This window comes from Klebsiella sp. GL120222-02 (assembly GCF_003097195.1).
Classification (GTDB): Bacteria; Pseudomonadota; Gammaproteobacteria; order Enterobacterales; family Enterobacteriaceae; genus Klebsiella; species Klebsiella variicola.
Window position 1 is genome coordinate 348,151 of the sequence record NZ_QEQO01000001.1, and the last position, 16,800, is coordinate 364,950.

Sequence of the window (16,800 nt, forward strand, 5' to 3'; positions counted from 1 at the left end):
TCTCGTTGGACCGCCGCCTTTATAGTTATTTTGGGAGGGAAAACGGCAGGTAATGTTCACTATCCTGGCGCATCAGGCAAGGCCTTTGTAATAAACTGTTACACATAATGTGGATGGCATAATGCTCCGGACATCTGAATGTTATCCAGAGTTAAATTTCACCGTTTCGTTATGATTGCTACTTTTATCTTTTTCATCAGTCTGATTTCGTTAAAAAGGCGATATATTCTACTGATTGACCTCATTGGTAGTGATATGGTCCATTATCCTAAAAATTAATGGTCTATTATCCTGGTAATCTTTGCTCAATCGTTGTATTGCCTGACATTTGTTTTCATTTTCACAACATATAATCAACATAAAGTTGCGAGCATGATCTCGATCACAAATGTATAGAAATTTTGCATCGAGAAAAAATGAAAGCACTGATTGTTCGTTATATAGCCGGATTATTACCCATCATAAGAGACATTTTCTGGTGGTAACGGCGGGTTAAATACACAAATTCGAGCCATAACTCAGGGTTAAGTTATGGCTCAGAAGAAGGGATCAGGCGTAGACTTTCTCTTTAAATTCGCAGAGGTCTTCAATCAGGCAGGAGCCGCAGCGCGGCTTGCGGGCAATGCAGGTATAACGTCCATGCAGGATCAACCAGTGATGACAGTCGACCTTAAACTCGGCGGGGACCACCTTCAGAAGCTTCTCTTCCACCTGCTCAACATTCTTGCCAGGGGCGAATTGCGTCCGATTGCAGACACGGAAGATGTGCGTGTCCACGGCGATGGTCGGCCAGCCAAAGGCGGTGTTTAGTACCACGTTGGCGGTTTTACGGCCCACGCCGGGCAGCGCCTCCAGCGCCGCTCTGTCTTCCGGCACCTCGCCGTTGTGCTGCTCCAGCAGGATGCGGCAGGTTTTGATGACGTTTTCCGCTTTGCTGTTAAACAGGCCGATAGTCTTGATATACGATTTCACCCCATCCACCCCCAGCGCCAGCATCGCTGCGGGCGTATTGGCCACCGGATAGAGTTTGGCTGTCGCTTTGTTGACGCTGACATCGGTGGCCTGCGCAGAAAGCAGAACGGCAATCAGCAACTCGAACGGCGAACTGAAATGCAGTTCGGTAGTGGGATGGGGATCGTTTTCCCGTAGCCTGGTGAGGATCGCCAGGCGTTTGGCTTTGTTCATGTTACGCTTTCCCTGTCACGTCAGACGGGGCGACAGAAACGGCCCGGGCCGCTTGCGCCTTCCGCTGCTTGCTACGTTCATCGATGAGGTATTTTACCGCCAGCATCATGCCGAGGCCAATAAAGGCGCCTGGCGGCAGCATAGCCAGCAGGAAGGGGGTATCCGTATGGAAAACCTCGATGCGCAGCACCTTTGCCCAACTACCAAGCAGGCTGTCGGCGCCGTCAAACAGGGTGCCATTGCCAAGGATCTCGCGCAGGGAGCCCAACACAAACATCGCGCAGGTGGCGCCCATGCCGATAGAAAAGCCATCCAGTGCCGACAGCGCCGGCCCTTTTTTGGCGGCAAAGGCTTCGGCGCGGCCGACCACGATGCAGTTGGTCACAATAAGCGGGATGAAAATCCCCAGCGACTGATAGAGGCCGAAGGCATAGGCGTTGATCAGCATCTGCACGACGCTCACCACCGAGGCGATGATCATCACGTAGATGGGGATCCGGATCTCCGCCGGCGTCCAGCGGCGCAGGCTGGAGATGGTCAGGTTGGTTAAGGTTAGCACCAGGGTGGTCGCCAGACCCAGCCCGAGGGCGTTGGTGGCGGTCGAGGTGACCGCCAGCAGAGGGCACATCCCTAACAGCTGAACCAGGGCGGAGTTATTTTTCCACAGGCCCTGGACGATGACGTCTTTAACTTCGCTCATGGTCATTCTCCACAGGCGCTGAATTCAGGAAGTTGCGCAGGCAGCGTTTGTGCATACAGGCCTGCGCGCTTAACGGCATTGACCACCGCCCGGGGGGTGATGGTGGCGCCGGTGAACTGGTCAAAATCGCCGCCATCTTTTTTGACCGCCCAATGGCTGTCGCCCTGACCGTGGATGACTTTCCCGGCAAAATGGGTGATCCAGTCCGACAGGCGAAGCTCGATTTTATCGCCCAGGCCCGGCGTTTCATGATGCTCGGTCACGCGGGTGCCGAGGACCGTGCCGCTAAAATCGGCAGCAACCAACAGCTGTATTGCCCCGGAATAGCCATCCGGCGCGGTGGCTTCCATCACCGCGCCGATCGGCTGGTCGTTATTTTTGGCTATCCACACTTTATGCTGGCCTTTGCCCAGCGCCGGGGCGCTGACCAGATAGCAGCTCTTGAGCAGATCGTTATTATAGCGGTCGGCGGGTAAGACCTGATCAAATAACGCTTTCTGCTGCAGGGCCGCCTGCTGATCGATAGTGCTTTTCGTCAGTTCATTGATCGCCGCCGTCAGCCCGGTGGATCCGGCGGCAAACAGCGCCAGCGTGACGCCGTGTTTTCGCATCGTTTTTAACATCATCGCTCTCTCAACGGTGGCCGTACACGCGCGGGCGCGTGTAATAATCGATCAGCGGCACGGTAATATTCGCCAGCAGAACGGCAAATGCCACGCCATCCGGGTAACCGCCGAAGCTGCGAATAAGCCACACCAGCAGGCCGGCGAGGGCGCCGAAGATCAGGCGGCCGCGGTTGGTTGTTGAAGCCGTCACCGGGTCGGTCAGAATAAAGAAAGCACCGAGCATGGTGGCGCCAGAGAACAAATGCATCTGCGGCGACGCCAGGCTTTGCGGCGAGAATAACCAGCCGAGGGTGGCACACAGACCAAGGCTAACGAGAAAGCTGAGCGGAATATGCCAGCGGATCGCTTTCTGCCACAGCAGGAACAGACCGCCCGCCAGCCAGGCGATATTTACCCACTGCCAGCCGAGGCCCGCCAGTACGCCACCGTAAACCGGCAATTGCAGCACCTGCTGGACGCTATGCCCGGCATGCAGAGAGGTTTTAAAGGTATCCAGCGGGGTGGCCTGGCTGACGCCGTCGATACCCAGTCGCAGGCTGGCCATGTCGCCCCCGGCGGCGGTATGCCCGGTAAAGATCATCTGCAGCACATCGCTGAACGTCGGAACCTGGGCGGCAATTTCATATGAAGGCAGCCAGGAGGTCATCTGTACCGGGAATGAAATCAACAGCACGACGTAGCCGATCATCGCCGGGTTGAAGGGGTTATGGCCTAATCCACCGTACAGCTGCTTGGCGATCACCACGGCAAAGGCAGTGCCGAGCACCACCATCCACCAGGGGGCCAGCGGCGGAATACTCACCGCCAGCAACAGGCCAGTGAGCAGGGCGGAGTTGTCCTTCAGGGTCGCCACAATATGCTGTTTGCGCAGTTTGAGAATAGCGGCTTCCGTTGCCCAGGCCGTCAATGCGGCGAGGACAATCTGCAGTACGGTACCCCAGCCGAAAAACCAGGTCTGGACCACAATGCCAGGCACGGCGGCGAGCAGCACCAGCAGCATAATACGCGAGGTCTGCCGCTGGTTATGGGTATAGGGGGAGCTTGCGATTCTGAAAACCATTTATTCCTCGTTAACTGCCTGCTGTGTTGCTTTACGCGCCTGAACGCGGGCGATCGCCGCGGCGACGGCCGCTTTGCGTGGGTCGTCATTGGCTGCGGCTGACGCGAGATCCGGTTGTGCGGCCTGTTGTTCGGCTTTGCGCGCTTTGGCGCGGGCGATGGCGGCTTCCACCGCGGCTTTACGCGGGTCGACCGGCTCGGCTACCGGGGCTTCCACCGGCGCAGCCTGCTGTTCGGCTTTACGCGCTTTGGCACGGGCGATGGCGGCTTCCACCGCGGCTTTACGCGGGTCGACCGGCTCGGCTACCGGGGCTTCCACCGGCGCGACCTGCTGTTCGGCTTTACGCGCTTTGGCGCGGGCGATAGCGGCTTCCACCGCCGCCTTGCGTGGATCTGCTGCGTCGGTCGACAGGGTTTCCACCGACGCGGCCTGCTGCTGTGCCTTGCGTGCCCGGGCTTCGGCCTTCCGCGCTTCTCGGGCGGCGATCGCCTCGCTGTTATCCGGTTTGGCGCCAGACTGAATCACGATCGGTTGCGCGGCATCACGCTGTTTGTCGCGTACCCGGGCGAGGGCGGCGTTAATCGCATCCTGATCTTTGGCGGCAGGCTGAACGGCAGCTTTTTTATGCCGTTCGGCGCGGGCGGCTTTTTCACGCTCCAGGCGCGCCTGTCGGGCTTCGAATCGCGCTTTAGCTTCTGCGGCGCGCTGCTCTTCCTGGCGAATCGCGCTGATCTCCGCTTTCTCCTGACGGAAGTACTGCACCAGCGGAATATTGCTAGGGCAAACCCACGCGCAGGCGCCGCATTCTATGCAGTCCGCCAGATTGTGCGCGGTAGCTTTATCGTGCTGCTGGCCTTTGCTGAACCAGTACAGCTGCTGCGGCAGCAGATCGGCCGGACAGGCGTCGGCGCAGGCGCTGCAGCGAATGCAGCCTTTCTCTTCCTGCGGCTCGCCCATCTCGCTGGCGGAAGGCGCCAGCAGGCAGTTGGTGATCTTCACCACCGGGACATCCAGCCCCGGCAGGGTAAAGCCCATCAGCGGGCCGCCCATGATCACCATTGGCTCGGCGCTGGCGCAGAAGCCGGCGTCGTTAAGCAGATGGCGAACCGGTGTACCAAGGCGCGCCCAGACGTTGCCCGGCCGCGAGACCGCCTCGCCGGTCAGGGTGACCACGCGCTCCGTTAACGGCTCGCCGTCAATCACCGCGCGTTTTATCGCATAGGCCGTCCCCACGTTCTGCATCAGCACGCCAATATCCGACGAACGACCGCCGTGCGGTACCTGCTTGCCGGTGAGAATTTGGGTAAGCTGCTTGGCCCCACCGGAGGGGTATTTAGTGGGGATCACGCGCAGTGAGATGCCATGGGCGTCGCAGAGCACCGCCCGCAGCATCGAAATGGCCTGCGGTTTATTGTCTTCAATGCCGATCAGCACTTCGTCAGGCTGCAGAATATGCGCGAGGATGCGGATCCCGTCGACAATCTGCGCGGCGCAGTCCTGCATCAGGCGGTCGTCCGCCGTGATATAGGGTTCGCATTCGGCGGCGTTAATAATCAGCGTCTTAATTTTATCGCTACCGCCGCGCAGTTTGCTGCCGGTGGGGAAACCGGCGCCGCCGAGGCCCGCGACGCCAAACTGATGAATGCGTTCGATAAGTGCTTCGCGCGTGCGGACCTGATAATCACTCCAGCCATCGCGCTCAATCCAGCGGTCTTCGCCGTCGGCGTCAATGATCACGCTCATCTCCGCCAGCCCCGAAGGATGAGCGGTGGTGTGCGGGGCGATGGCGGTAACGGTACCGGAGGTCGGGGCGTGTACGGGCAGCATTCTTCCCCATCCGCGGGTCAACGGCTGGCCGCGCAGCACCCGATCGCCCACCTTGACGCACAGTTCGCCTTCGGCGCCAATATGCTGCTTGAGCGGAATGATAAGGCGCTGCGGCAGGGACACCTGGCGCAGTGGGGTACCGTTAGACTGGGTTTTCATTTCGGGCGGATGAATACCGCCGTTAAAATCCCAGACTTTATCTTTTCGGAAAGCGGAAAATAACTTAAACATGTTGTTCCACAGGAATATTGCGCACCGGGATCGCATGGAGATCCCATTTCCAGGTTTCCGGGGTGGTCGCCACCGGAACGAGCGAAATGCACTGGGTCGGGCAGGGGGCAACGCACAGATTACAACCGGTGCACAGGTCGTTCATCACGGTATGCATGGCGCGGGTTGCCCCGACAATCGCATCCACCGGACACGCCTGGATGCATTTGGTGCAGCCAATGCAGTTCGGCTCGTCGATTACCGCGAGCATACGAACTGGCTCCGCCTCCTGTTCATCGCCATCGACCGGCTGCGGGTCGACGTTCAGTAAGGCGGCGATTTTTAACATTACGGCTTCGCCACCCGGCGCACAGCGGTTAATTTTTTCACCCTGGGCACCAACAGCTTCCGCATAGGGACGACAGCCGGGGTAGCCGCACTGCCCGCACTGGCTCTGCGGCAACAGTTCATCAATTTTTTCCACCACCGGGTCGTCCTGCACCGCGAAACGGCGGGAGGCATACCCCAGTATTAAGCCGAAAATCAGCCCTAACAGGCTGATGGCGATCACGGCTATCCAGACTGCGCTCATTACAACTTCACCAAACCACTAAAGCCCATAAAAGCCAGAGACATTAAACCGGCGGTAATCAATGCGATGGCATTACCGCGAAACGGCGCGGGCACATCGGCCACCACCAGGCGTTCGCGGATCGCCGCGAACAGCACCATCACCAGCGAGAAACCGACGGCGGCGGCAAAGCCGTACAGCGCGGACTGCAGGAAATTGTGCCCCAGATTAATATTCAGCAGCGCCACCCCGAGTACGGCACAGTTGGTGGTGATCAGCGGCAGAAAGATACCCAGCAGGCGATAGAGCGCCGGGCTGGTTTTACGCACGACCATTTCAGTGAACTGAACCACCACGGCGATGACCAGAATAAAGGCCAGCGTGCGTAAATAGACCAGATTTAAGGGGATAAGGATCCAGGTATCAATCAGCCAGGCGCAAATAGAGGCCAGCGTCATCACGAAGGTGGTGGCAAGCCCCATCCCCATTGCGGTTTCCAGCTTTTTGGAAACCCCCATAAACGGGCACAGACCAAGAAACTTCACCAGAACGAAGTTATTGACCAGGACTGTACCAATAAAGAGCAGTAAATAATCAGCCATCATGCGACCTGAAACGAAAAAAAGCCGCTTATTATCGAATAAAACGATACCGGCGACAACAGGTTAAGTGTGGGGTTATTACGGATGAACAAAGGTCCGTTTTACCCGCTGGGAACGGCGAAAATAGGGCGCCAGGAGCGCGGCAGCCAAGAGTGGAAACAGCAGCTGGCGCAAAGCAAGGACATCCGAGACGGGAGAGAAGGCAAATGCCTTTATCGCCAGCAGCAGGGTGATGAGCAGCCAGATAATATAGTGCTTAGGGACCAGCGAGCGCCGCTTAAAGAACGCGATGGTCAGCCAGAGCGTGTAATACCACATGGCGACGGCAAACAGCAGCGAAGCGAGCCACAGCGCCAGATGTCCGGTGCTCATGGCGCGGAGCAGGGCATACGTCTGCGTCGACATGAGAGCATTAGCAAAAAACAGCAGCGATAAGGAGGCGCTCAGCAGCGCCACCAGCAACCAGGCCAGCGGTGCCAGCAGCCATCCGCCAATGCGTTCTGCAGATTGAGACGTCATGTTACTCCCCTATTCAACGCCAGTAATGAAAATCAGGCCGGGAAGTATAAGCAACTGGCGTGAAGGATGACAGCCTTACTGCACGAATCGCCAAACGGATTTAGGCACCTGGCCCACATCGAACAATTTACCACCGGAGACCAGCTCTGCCCGGCGGTGGTCGGCCGCACGATACATATTCACGATCTCTTCGGTGTCGGTCAGGGAGTAGTTAAGGTGATCAAATAGTTTTTCAAGACTTTCGAGCGAACTGATTTTGCGGAATTTTAATAAATAGTCCAGAACGGTCATTTTCGTATCCATTTTATAATCGGAATAATTATGTTGAATATTATCAGCATTCACTAAACCTACTCTCAACCAACGGCGCCTTCTGAATGGGGCCGGGTGGAATGATTCAGGTTATATAAACCCATGACAAGGGGCGAGAGCCGACCTTGAAGAGCAGGGAGAAGTTTAAGAATATTCTAAAACCAGACCGGGCGCCGAATGGCGCCCGCAAGAGAAGATTAACGCTGTTCGCCGTGACTGGCAATAACAGATTTGTACCAATAAAAACTCTTCTTTCGTTTGCGTGCCAGATTTTGCTGGTGATCGACATAGACAAAGCCGTACTGCTTTTGATATCCGTTGAGCCAGCTCAGCAGATCGATAAACGACCAGGGATAATAGCCGCGCACATCCGCCCCCAGCGCCAGTGCCTTTTCCAGGGCGCCAATATGGCTGCTCAGGTAGTCGATTCGCGGATCGTCGACCACTTCTCCGGCAATTATCGGGTCTTTCGCTCCCAGGCCATTTTCGGTGATATAGATCGGGATATCGCCATAGCGTTCCTTGATCATCATAATGCCGTCCGTCAGCCCCTGCGGCCAGATTTCCCATCCCCATTCGGTATAGGTGCTCTGCGGATTACGCACGAAATAGAACAACCCCTCCACGCCAGGTTCGCCACCGGTGGGGATGTTGGGCGGCTGGGCGGACACCGTTTCCCGGCGATAGTAATTCAGCCCGATAAAGTCACAGCGATTCTCGCGCAGTAGTGTGTCATCGTCCGGGGCAAAGCGTGGTACCCCCCACAGAGCCTGGGTCTGCGCCAGCAGGGCGGCAGGATAGGTGCCTTTCAGTACCGGGTCGTAAAGCCAGTGGGTGTGGATGGCGTCAGCCAGTTCGGTGGCTTTTTTGTCCGCCTCACTGTCGGTGAGCGGAGTATGCGGCTGTAGCACATTGACGAAGCCAATCTCGCCCGCCACGTTCATCTCGCGGAATGCCTTGACCGCCAGCGCATGGGCGATAAACACGTGATGACACGCCTGAATGGCACGCGCCGGATCGCGCACCGCCGGGGGATGCAGACCATTAATGTAGCCGTGGCCAATGAACACGATGGTTTCGTTAAAGGTCGCCCACAGCTTCACCCGTGAACCAAAGCGCGCATAGCACAGGCGGGCGTACTCGGCGAAGGCCTCGGCGGTACTGCGTGCTTCCCAGCCACCCTCATCCTGCAGGGCCTGCGGCAGGTCCCAGTGATAGAGGGTGATCATCGGCTCAATATTGTGCGCCAGCAGTTCGTCGATCAGATCGCTGTAAAACTGTACGCCGGCTTCATTCACTTCGCCGCGCCCGGCGGGCAGCAGCCGGGGCCAGGAGATGGAGAATCGATAACTTTGCAGGCCCATTTCGGCCATTAACGCAACGTCTTCGCGAAAACGGTGATAGTGGTCGACCGCGACATCGCCGGTGGTGCCTTCAAAGGTGGTACCTGGCAGGTGAGAGTAGATGTCCCAGATTGACGGTCCTTTACCGTCTGCGTCGTGCCCACCTTCAACCTGATACGCTGCGGTAGCGGCACCCCATAAAAAATTGTGCGGAAAAGCGGCCATGAAAAAGCTCCCAGTCTGATGATAGAGGGAGTGTAATCAAAGCAAGGATAGCTGTGCAACCGGTTTCTGAAACCGGTTGCACAGTTGCGAGGCGGGTCACTGTTTCACGGCGGCGCTACTTTGTCTGCACCACATCCGCTGGCGGTGGCGACTGGTAGTTATCAATATGGTGGGCGATAACCAAAAGCAGTGCGGAAATCCCAAAAACAATCCAGCCAATAAGTTCTACAATACGGGTAAAAACAGTCGTCATAACACTTCAGTATCCTTTGAACACAGTGGGAAATGTTACTCCATGGTCAGCAGATCACAAGGGGTATCTGTCTGATTTTGCACGCATGCGGGAAAACAGCTGTGAATCAAATGATAAATTTTGCTCATTGTTTGTAAGATTATTCTCATCTATGCGATATTGACATTAGCTGAATAAGTGAGGCGGTAACATGAGTGACGCGATCCGGGTAGGGCTGATAGGCTACGGTTACGCCAGCAAAACGTTTCACGCGCCGCTGATCGGCGGCACGCCGGGCATGGCGCTGACGAGGGTCTCCAGCAGCGAGGCCGGCAAAGTCCATGCCGACTGGCCGGGGGTCAGGGTGGTGAGTGCGGCAAAGGACTTGCTCAACGATCCTGATATTGAGCTGGTGGTCATCGCCACCCCGAACGATACCCACTTTCCGCTGGCGAAAGCGGCGCTGGAAGCGGGCAAACATGTGGTGGTGGATAAACCCTTTACCGTGACACTGTCACAAGCACGCGAGCTGGAGAGTCTGGCGAAGCATTGCGGCCGGGTGCTGTCGGTGTTTCATAACCGCCGCTGGGACAGTGACTTCTTAACCGTCAGGGCGTTAATTAACGAAGGTCAGCTGGGGGAAGTGTGTTACTTTGAGTCGCATTTCGATCGCTTCCGCCCCCAGGTGCGTCAGCGCTGGCGTGAGCAGGGTGGTCCCGGAAGTGGCATTTGGTACGATCTGGGGCCACATCTGCTCGATCAAGCGGTGGTGCTCTTTGGCCTGCCGGTGAGTATCACAGTCGATCTCGCTCAACTTCGCCCCGGCGCGCAATCCACCGACTATTTTCACGCCGTGCTGGCCTATCCCCAGCGGCGGGTGGTGCTGCATGGCACATTGCTCGCTGCGGCGGAGAGCGCGCGCTTTATCGTCCACGGCTCGCGGGCCAGCTATATTAAGTTCGGCCTTGATCCTCAGGAGGAACGGCTAAAAAACGGTGAACGACTGCCGCAGGAGGACTGGGGGTATGATATGCGCGACGGTACTCTGACCCGCGCCGAAGGCGACGAACGAAGCGAGGAGACATGGCTGACGCTGCCGGGCAACTATCCCGCCTACTATGCCGCCATTCGCGATGCGCTTAACGGGGAGGGAGAAAACCCGGTCCCGGCCAGCGAGGCGATTCAGATCATGACGTTGATTGAGCTGGGTATCGAGTCGGCCAGACATCGCGCCACGCTCAGCCTGGTGTGAGGGGGAGCCCGGCAGCGCTGCCGCCGGGCCGGTGATCAACCTTTCGCCACCCGCTGAATGAGAGCGGCTTTTTCCTGTTCGCTCAGAAACGCCTGGGTCAGACCGTTGATCTGCGCCTGACGGATCTGCTCCCGGCTCAGGCCCGCCGCCGGCGCCGCCACGGTGTACTCATGAATGATATCGACGCCCTGCACCGCTGGATCGTCAGTGTTGAGGCTCGCCAGCACGCCGTGCTCAAGGAACTGCTTCAGTGGATGCTGGGCCAGCGAAGCCACGGTGCTGGTTTGCACATTCGAGGTCAGGCACGATTCAATGCCGATCTGATGTTCGGCCAGGTAGTCCATCAGGGCCGGATCCTCTACCGCTTTGACCCCATGACCGATGCGCTCCGCGCCCAGCTCGCGGATGGCCTGCCAGATACTTTCCGGTCCGGCCGCTTCGCCAGCGTGGACGGTAATATGCCAGCCAGCGTCGCGGGCCTGATTAAAATGGTTGAGGAACAGCGTGCCCGGGAAGCCCAGCTCATCACCGGCCAGATCCAGCGCGGTGATGCCCTCGCGGTGAGCGAGCAGCGCCGCCAGCTCTTCCTGACAGGCCGCTTCACCGAAGGTGCGGCTCAGAATGCCGATCAGGCGGGCGTCGACCTGAAAATCGCGGCTGCCTTCACGTACGCCCGCGATCACTGCCTCTACTACGCCGTCGACAGGAAGCTGGTGGGTCATCGCCATATAGCGGGGAGAGAAGCGCAGCTCAACGTAGTGCAGGCCATTGCGCGCGGCGTCTTCGACGTTCTCGTATGCCACGCGACGGCAGGCTTCCAGTGAGGCAAGGACTTTTACCCCCCAGTCGAGCTTGGCAAGAAAACTGACCAGATCGGGCTCAAGGCTGGTGACCTGGACGTGGGGACGCAGCGTGTCGAGGGTGGAAGCGGGAAGGGCGATATTAAACTCGCGGCCAAGATCGAGGATGGTTTGGGCCCGGATGTTACCGTCAAGGTGGCGGTGAATGTCGGTTAATGGCAATGAAGAATCAATCATGGTCGCACTCTTTTTTTAGTTAAAGTGCACGTCATTATACAACATGTACATAACTGTTTAAAAGCATTGAAAAAATCCATTCGATACAAACAGCTGGGGCTTCTCTGGTCACTTTTCCGCTCTTTTTCGCTGCGCCATTTTACAGCGAGCACGACGTTCATGATTGACGCGATCCTGACCAGACCAGAAAAGCACAGGCGCTGACCGCGGCGCCGGCAAGGCAAACCGCCTGCCATCCCCAGTGAGAATAGAGCTGGGTGGCGACGATAGCGCCTGCCGCGCTGCCCAGCGAATAAAAACACATGTAAGCCCCAACCAGGCGGCTTGCCGCTGCAGGCCTGGCGGCAATAATCAGACTCTGGTTGGTGACATGAACGGCCTGCACCGCAAAGTCCAGTGCGATAACGCCCGCTATCAGCCAGAGCAGAGAGGTTTCGGCACAGGCGATAGGCAGCCAGGAGAGCGCCAGCAGCGCCAGCGCCAGGCCGGTCGTGCGCTGCGCCCATCCCTGGTCAGCCCATCTGCCCGCCCTTGAGGCGGCCAGCACGCCAGCGATGCCGGCTAAGCCAAACATCCCTGTCTGGGTGTGCGACAGGGAAAGAGCGGTGAGCGGCATGACCATGGTCGTCCACAGCATGCTGAAAGCGGCGAAGATCAGCAGCGCCAGGATCCCGCGCTTTCTCAGTTGCGGTTCAGTGAGATACAGCTGAAAAACTGACTTCAGTAAGGATAGATAAGTGGGCTTTTGCGGCTGCGGCGGGGGCGAAGGCATGACTTTCCAGACGACGCCGGCAATCAACAACATCAGACAGGCAGCCGTGAGATAAACGGCTCGCCAGCCGGCGATATCAGCGATCGCCCCTGATATAAAACGAGATAACAGAATGCCTGAAACAATGCCGCTGGTCAGGGTACCTACCGCCTGGCCTCGTTTCTGCGGCGTCGCCAGTATCGCCACCCACGCCACCATCAACTGCACCACCACGGCCATCAGCCCGACGATCAGCATGGCACCCAGCAGGATCGCGATATTAGGGGATAACCCTGCCACGACTAACGCCGCCACTGACAGCAACAGCTGAGTCAACACCACGTATTTACGGTTCAACCCGTCCCCGAGCGGAACCAGGAACAGCAAACCAATGGCATAGCCCGCCTGCGTTGCCGTGACGACGCTGCCAATCATACCGGGCGACACCTTCAGGCTGACCGCCATCGAGTCGAGTAAAGGCTGAGCTGAATAAACGTTGGCTACCGCCAGCGCGCAGGTCAATGAAAACAGCGCCGTTATCCCCGCGGTCAGCATCGTGACAGGGGCGGACGCGGTCGGGATCTCGTGCTCGGTACACAAACTTGCCTTGCATTTCATAAGAGGCCTGCACTCTGGTTGCTTTTTAAAACTAGTGTGCCTATAAAACTAGCCATAGTGGTTTTCTTTTGCAACTGCTACGAGGGGAGATTAAGCTGGCAACAGCAGACTGATAGACGGAGATCACGCAGATGGCGAAACAGGAATCACTCAGAACCAGTGAATGTCCGGTGGCAAGAACGCTGGAATCAATTGGAGAACGCTGGTGCCTGATGATTATTCGCGAGGCCTTTGACGATGTGCGGCGCTTCAGCGAGTTTCAAAAGAATCTAGGGCTGGCCAAAAATATCCTTGCCTCGCGGCTGAAGCACCTGGTCGATATCGGTATTTTCGCGATTTTACCGGCATCGGATGGCAGCGCCTACAAGGAATACGTCCTGACTGAAAAGGGGCGCTCTGTGTTTCCCATTGTTGTGGCGATGCGGCAATGGGGAGAGCGTTATATGTTTGATCAGGGGGAAACCTATTCTGTCCTGCTGGATAACGAACACGGTCAGCCGCTTCAGTATCTGGATGTGCGTTCCGCTCAGGGGGATAAACTGCAACCAGGCGACTGCCATCGCCGGCGCGTAGTGTCGGATATCAGCGGCGAATGAAGGTCTGAAGGGGAGCGCGATCCCTGCAAGAGTACGAGCGTACCACTAAGTGGTCCTGGAACCATCCTGACGTCTCTTTTCGTGGCGGCTCCTGATGGCCCCCCCAGGACGCCGCGACAGGCGAGCCACCGTCCGCCGCAGAATGCTGTGCATAATCATTTGCATTTATATTTTATTTGAATGTATTCATGTTACATATTAAATTCTGCTTACTTTATCGACGATGAGGCAAGGATGCGGATGTGGAGAGCGTAATCCATAACAATATTGAGGGTTTTCTGCTGCTGCTATTAAGCATGTGGCCGATTCTGATTGTGGTCTTTATTGGCGTTGCGATTTCATTCTATACCATGCTGTTACGCAAAACGGCGCTGGCCTGCCTGCTGTTCGCCGTCGCTATCGGCGCCGCAGGCTGGAGCCTCGCTTAGCATCCGATCTCAGGGTTTATCCAGCAGACTCATGCTGGAGGTGGCGGCGCCATCATTGAGATTGGACGGTGCATGCCAGTCGCGGCCAGCCAGCGCGCTATCGCCCTGGCCGCTGCTGGCGACCATATCCTGTTGCGTCGACATCGTCGAGCCTTCCAGCGCTTCATCGGCCCCCGACTGATCGGGCAGGGAGCTGGTATACCCGCCATTGTTTGAGTAAGTATCCATACCATTCACTTCATTCGGTACCGTGTCGGTGGTGGTGCCATCATCGTTTATGCAAAATGATCCGCCAATGCCGTTAGGCTGGCAGTCCGCAGCGAAAGCCGGGACAGCCAGCGACGCCAGCAACAATAGCGGTAAGCCGATTTTCTTCATTCTCATCTCCATGCGCAACGTGGCTCGACAGATGCTCTCTACTATAGAGAAGGACAGGACAGGGGAAGGTGACAAAACTGTTTAATTTTGTAATAGCGTACCGACTGCCGGTTGCCTGTTCGCTTCAGCACGTCGAGGCATGCTGCGCCTTCCCGGGTCGGGAGCGGATCGGCGCAATGCGGTAATCAATTGTTAATTCAACGTAAAGGTTAATGAAAATTTAAGAGAAGGCCGCTATGTTGGCGATATCACTCTTTCCATTAAGGAAATTCCATGCGCGATAAATATTCGGGCCTGCAGATCGGTATTCACTGGTTGGTCTTTTTGCTGGTGGTGGTGGCTTATGCGGCAATGGAGCTACGTGGATTTTTTCCCCGTAGTGACCGGCCGCTGATTAATATGATTCATGTCTCCTGCGGGATCACCATCTGCGCGCTGATGGTGGCGCGTTTGCTGGTGCGGCTGAAGTCGCCAGCGCCGCCGATCGTGCCGAAACCGTCGCCGATGATGACCGGTTTTGCTCATCTCGGCCATCTGGTTATCTATCTGCTATTTATTGCCTTGCCGCTGATCGGGATGGTGATGATGTACTGGCGCGGAAATCCCTGGTACGCCTTTGGCCTGACCATGCCGTATGCCCCACAGAGCGATTTTGAGCGGGTGGATACCCTGAAGGCGATCCATGAATGGTTAGCCAACGCCGGGTACTTCGTCATTGGCCTGCATGCCCTTGCCGCGCTGGTCCATCATTACTGGTGGAAAGATAATACCCTGCTGCGGATGATGCCTCGTAAGCGCTAAATGATCGTTACCCTTTTTGCCTGACCCCGTCCCGCGACGGGGTTTTTTTTGCCTTTATGGGTAATAAAATATAGTATACCCCCCTATATGATACGGAGGCGTAATCGTGCCACATACACCTGAAGATAAAAAACGGGCGCTCAGTCGCGTACGCCGCATCCGCGGCCAGGTCGAGGCCCTCGAGCGCGCGCTGGAGTCCGGCGAACCCTGCATGACAATCCTGCAGCAGATTGCCTCGATTCGCGGTGCGGCAAATGGCCTGATGGGCGAAATGGTGGAGATCCACCTGCAGGACGAGCTGGTTAGCGGCGAGACCACCCCGGACCAGCGGGCCGCGAGAATGGCAGAGGTCGGTCATTTGCTACGATCCTATTTAAAATAACATCACGACGAGGAAGAGACAGTTATGAAATCACGCGCAGCAGTTGCCTTTGGTCCTGGCCAGCCGTTAAAAATCGTTGAGATTGACGTCGCGCCGCCGAAGAAAGGCGAAGTTCTGGTGAAAATCACCCACACCGGCGTGTGTCACACCGATGCCTTTACCCTCTCCGGCGACGATCCAGAGGGTGTTTTCCCGGCGGTACTGGGCCATGAAGGCGGCGGGATTGTCGTGGAAGTGGGCGAGGGCGTTACCAGCCTTAAGCCGGGCGACCACGTGATCCCGCTGTATACCGCCGAATGCGGCGAGTGCAAGTTCTGTAAGTCGGGTAAAACCAATCTCTGTCAGGCGGTGCGCGCCACCCAGGGCAAAGGGTTGATGCCGGACGGCACCACCCGTTTCTCCTATAACGGCGAACCGATTTATCACTATATGGGCACCAGCACCTTCAGCGAATATACGGTTTGCGCCGAGATCTCGCTGGCGAAAGTCAATCCGCAGGCGCCGCTGGATAAAGTGTGCCTGCTGGGCTGCGGTGTCACCACCGGTATCGGCGCGGTGCACAACACGGCGAAGGTCAAGCCCGGGGATAGCGTCGCGGTCTTTGGTTTAGGCGGCATTGGTCTCGCGGTGATCCAGGGCGCGGTGCAGGCGCAGGCCGGACGCATTCTGGCGGTCGATACCAATCCGGATAAGTTCACCCTCGCCAAAGAGATGGGCGCAACCGACTTTATCAACCCGAACGACTACGATAAGCCGATTCAGGATGTGATTGTCGAGTTGACCGACGGCGGGGTGGATTTCAGCTTCGAGTGCATCGGCAATGTCAACGTGATGCGCGCCGCGCTGGAGTGCTGCCATAAAGGCTGGGGTGAGAGCGTGATCATCGGTGTAGCCGGTGCGGGCCAGGAGATCAAGACCCGTCCGTTCCAGCTGGTGACCGGCCGCGTGTGGCGCGGTTCCGCCTTCGGCGGCGTGAAAGGGCGCAGTCAGCTGCCGGGAATGGTAGAGGACGCCATGGCTGGTAAAATTCGCCTCGACCCGTTTATTACCCATCGCCTGCCGCTGGAGCAGATTAACGAGGCCTTTGATCTGATGCATGAAGGCAAATCGATTCGCACCGTGATCCACTTTGGCGACCAGTAATC

20 protein-coding genes are annotated in these 16,800 nt (G+C 57.2%); 6 read left to right on the top strand and 14 right to left on the bottom strand.

Annotated features, from left to right (window positions below; genetic code table 11):
* Positions 1–549: 549 nt before the first annotated feature.
* From nth to blr, 11 genes are all read right to left on the bottom strand, one after another.
* Positions 550–1,185: an endonuclease III gene (gene nth / locus N438_RS01730; RefSeq protein ID WP_008804641.1), complete on the bottom strand. Its 636-nt coding sequence runs from the start codon at positions 1,183–1,185 to the stop codon at positions 550–552.
* Between the two features lies 1 nt (position 1,186).
* Positions 1,187–1,885: an electron transport complex subunit E gene (locus N438_RS01735; protein WP_008804642.1), complete on the bottom strand. Its 699-nt coding sequence runs from the start codon at positions 1,883–1,885 to the stop codon at positions 1,187–1,189.
* A 2-nt stretch (positions 1,886–1,887) separates the two neighbouring features.
* Complete coding sequence (rsxG, locus tag N438_RS01740; RefSeq protein WP_004202852.1) at positions 1,888–2,508, bottom strand: electron transport complex subunit RsxG; 621 nt, start codon at positions 2,506–2,508, stop codon at positions 1,888–1,890.
* 10 nt (positions 2,509–2,518) lie between these two features.
* Complete coding sequence (gene rsxD / locus N438_RS01745) at positions 2,519–3,571, bottom strand: electron transport complex subunit RsxD (RefSeq protein WP_038422650.1); 1,053 nt, start codon at positions 3,569–3,571, stop codon at positions 2,519–2,521.
* Positions 3,572–5,629: an electron transport complex subunit RsxC gene (rsxC, locus tag N438_RS01750; RefSeq protein ID WP_116696038.1), complete on the bottom strand. Its 2,058-nt coding sequence runs from the start codon at positions 5,627–5,629 to the stop codon at positions 3,572–3,574.
* A complete protein-coding gene (gene rsxB / locus N438_RS01755; RefSeq protein WP_008804646.1) occupies positions 5,622–6,200 on the bottom strand; it encodes an electron transport complex subunit RsxB in 579 nt (192 codons plus the stop codon). The genes rsxC and rsxB overlap by 8 nt, the downstream gene beginning before the upstream one ends.
* Positions 6,200–6,781: an electron transport complex subunit RsxA gene (gene rsxA, locus N438_RS01760; protein WP_002907658.1), complete on the bottom strand. Its 582-nt coding sequence runs from the start codon at positions 6,779–6,781 to the stop codon at positions 6,200–6,202. Before rsxA ends, rsxB begins: the two co-directional genes overlap by 1 nt.
* Before the next feature lie 78 nt (positions 6,782–6,859).
* Complete coding sequence (locus N438_RS01765; RefSeq protein ID WP_008804647.1) at positions 6,860–7,300, bottom strand: DUF2569 domain-containing protein; 441 nt, start codon at positions 7,298–7,300, stop codon at positions 6,860–6,862.
* A 75-nt stretch (positions 7,301–7,375) separates the two neighbouring features.
* Positions 7,376–7,591, bottom strand: coding sequence for a transcription modulator YdgT (gene ydgT, locus N438_RS01770; protein WP_004202843.1), 216 nt, complete (start codon positions 7,589–7,591; stop codon positions 7,376–7,378).
* A 218-nt stretch (positions 7,592–7,809) separates the two neighbouring features.
* Entirely contained in the window at positions 7,810–9,180 is a 1,371-nt protein-coding gene (locus tag N438_RS01775; RefSeq protein WP_012541533.1) for a GH1 family beta-glucosidase, read from the bottom strand.
* Positions 9,181–9,295: 115 nt separating this feature from the next.
* Entirely contained in the window at positions 9,296–9,433 is a 138-nt protein-coding gene (blr, locus tag N438_RS01780; RefSeq protein WP_012541534.1) for a division septum protein Blr, read from the bottom strand.
* 190 nt (positions 9,434–9,623) lie between these two features.
* Here blr and N438_RS01785 point away from each other — a divergent pair, with 190 nt between their 5' ends.
* Positions 9,624–10,664: an oxidoreductase gene (locus N438_RS01785; protein WP_032735785.1), complete on the top strand. Its 1,041-nt coding sequence runs from the start codon at positions 9,624–9,626 to the stop codon at positions 10,662–10,664.
* A 35-nt stretch (positions 10,665–10,699) separates the two neighbouring features.
* Here N438_RS01785 and add read toward each other — a convergent pair whose 3' ends face one another.
* Both add and N438_RS01795 read right to left on the bottom strand, forming a co-directional pair.
* A complete protein-coding gene (add, locus tag N438_RS01790) occupies positions 10,700–11,701 on the bottom strand; it encodes an adenosine deaminase (RefSeq protein WP_012968052.1) in 1,002 nt (333 codons plus the stop codon).
* Between the two features lie 157 nt (positions 11,702–11,858).
* Entirely contained in the window at positions 11,859–13,007 is a 1,149-nt protein-coding gene (locus tag N438_RS01795; RefSeq protein ID WP_008804651.1) for an MFS transporter, read from the bottom strand.
* 194 nt (positions 13,008–13,201) lie between these two features.
* On the opposite strand from N438_RS01795, the gene N438_RS01800 reads away from it, so the two are divergent.
* The gene (locus N438_RS01800; RefSeq protein ID WP_012968054.1) at positions 13,202–13,666 is read left to right on the top strand and encodes a helix-turn-helix domain-containing protein; all 465 of its coding nucleotides are present in this window, start codon (positions 13,202–13,204) and stop codon (positions 13,664–13,666) included.
* 242 nt (positions 13,667–13,908) lie between these two features.
* Positions 13,909–14,094 carry a hypothetical protein gene (locus N438_RS01805; RefSeq protein WP_008804653.1) on the top strand — a complete coding sequence of 62 codons (186 nt, stop codon included), beginning with the start codon at positions 13,909–13,911 and terminating at the stop codon, positions 14,092–14,094.
* A gap of 9 nt (positions 14,095–14,103) precedes the next feature.
* Here the strand turns inward: N438_RS01805 and N438_RS01810 are convergent, their stop codons facing one another.
* The gene (locus tag N438_RS01810) at positions 14,104–14,472 is read right to left on the bottom strand and encodes a hypothetical protein (protein ID WP_012541538.1); all 369 of its coding nucleotides are present in this window, start codon (positions 14,470–14,472) and stop codon (positions 14,104–14,106) included.
* A gap of 273 nt (positions 14,473–14,745) precedes the next feature.
* Between N438_RS01810 and cybB the strand changes: the two genes are divergently transcribed.
* From cybB to N438_RS01825, 3 genes are all read left to right on the top strand, one after another.
* Positions 14,746–15,273: a cytochrome b561 gene (cybB, locus tag N438_RS01815; RefSeq protein WP_008804655.1), complete on the top strand. Its 528-nt coding sequence runs from the start codon at positions 14,746–14,748 to the stop codon at positions 15,271–15,273.
* A gap of 106 nt (positions 15,274–15,379) precedes the next feature.
* A complete protein-coding gene (locus N438_RS01820; RefSeq protein ID WP_064165811.1) occupies positions 15,380–15,655 on the top strand; it encodes a metal/formaldehyde-sensitive transcriptional repressor in 276 nt (91 codons plus the stop codon).
* Between the two features lie 24 nt (positions 15,656–15,679).
* Positions 15,680–16,798, top strand: a complete 1,119-nt coding sequence (locus tag N438_RS01825; protein WP_008804656.1) for an S-(hydroxymethyl)glutathione dehydrogenase/class III alcohol dehydrogenase — start codon at positions 15,680–15,682, stop codon at positions 16,796–16,798.
* Positions 16,799–16,800 lie beyond the last annotated feature (2 nt).

Excerpts from the sequence above, each read along its gene's own strand:
- rsxG (WP_004202852.1), bottom strand. The coding sequence starts at position 2,508 with ATGTTAAAAACGATGCGAAAACACGGCGTCACGCTGGCGCTGTTTGCC.
- ydgT (WP_004202843.1), bottom strand. The coding sequence starts at position 7,591 with ATGACCGTTCTGGACTATTTATTAAAATTCCGCAAAATCAGTTCGCTC.
- N438_RS01765 (WP_008804647.1), bottom strand. The coding sequence starts at position 7,300 with ATGACGTCTCAATCTGCAGAACGCATTGGCGGATGGCTGCTGGCACCG.
- rsxC (WP_116696038.1), bottom strand. The coding sequence starts at position 5,629 with ATGTTTAAGTTATTTTCCGCTTTCCGAAAAGATAAAGTCTGGGATTTT.
- N438_RS01800 (WP_012968054.1), top strand. The coding sequence starts at position 13,202 with ATGGCGAAACAGGAATCACTCAGAACCAGTGAATGTCCGGTGGCAAGA.
- N438_RS01825 (WP_008804656.1), top strand. The coding sequence starts at position 15,680 with ATGAAATCACGCGCAGCAGTTGCCTTTGGTCCTGGCCAGCCGTTAAAA.
- rsxB (WP_008804646.1), bottom strand. The coding sequence starts at position 6,200 with ATGAGCGCAGTCTGGATAGCCGTGATCGCCATCAGCCTGTTAGGGCTG.
- N438_RS01785 (WP_032735785.1), top strand. The coding sequence starts at position 9,624 with ATGAGTGACGCGATCCGGGTAGGGCTGATAGGCTACGGTTACGCCAGC.
- N438_RS01735 (WP_008804642.1), bottom strand. The coding sequence starts at position 1,885 with ATGAGCGAAGTTAAAGACGTCATCGTCCAGGGCCTGTGGAAAAATAAC.
- cybB (WP_008804655.1), top strand. The coding sequence starts at position 14,746 with ATGCGCGATAAATATTCGGGCCTGCAGATCGGTATTCACTGGTTGGTC.
- rsxD (WP_038422650.1), bottom strand. The coding sequence starts at position 3,571 with ATGGTTTTCAGAATCGCAAGCTCCCCCTATACCCATAACCAGCGGCAG.
- rsxA (WP_002907658.1), bottom strand. The coding sequence starts at position 6,781 with ATGGCTGATTATTTACTGCTCTTTATTGGTACAGTCCTGGTCAATAAC.
- N438_RS01775 (WP_012541533.1), bottom strand. The coding sequence starts at position 9,180 with ATGGCCGCTTTTCCGCACAATTTTTTATGGGGTGCCGCTACCGCAGCG.
- N438_RS01810 (WP_012541538.1), bottom strand. The coding sequence starts at position 14,472 with ATGAAGAAAATCGGCTTACCGCTATTGTTGCTGGCGTCGCTGGCTGTC.
- blr (WP_012541534.1), bottom strand. The coding sequence starts at position 9,433 with ATGACGACTGTTTTTACCCGTATTGTAGAACTTATTGGCTGGATTGTT.
- add (WP_012968052.1), bottom strand. The coding sequence starts at position 11,701 with ATGATTGATTCTTCATTGCCATTAACCGACATTCACCGCCACCTTGAC.
- nth (WP_008804641.1), bottom strand. The coding sequence starts at position 1,185 with ATGAACAAAGCCAAACGCCTGGCGATCCTCACCAGGCTACGGGAAAAC.
- N438_RS01795 (WP_008804651.1), bottom strand. The coding sequence starts at position 13,007 with ATGCTGACCGCGGGGATAACGGCGCTGTTTTCATTGACCTGCGCGCTG.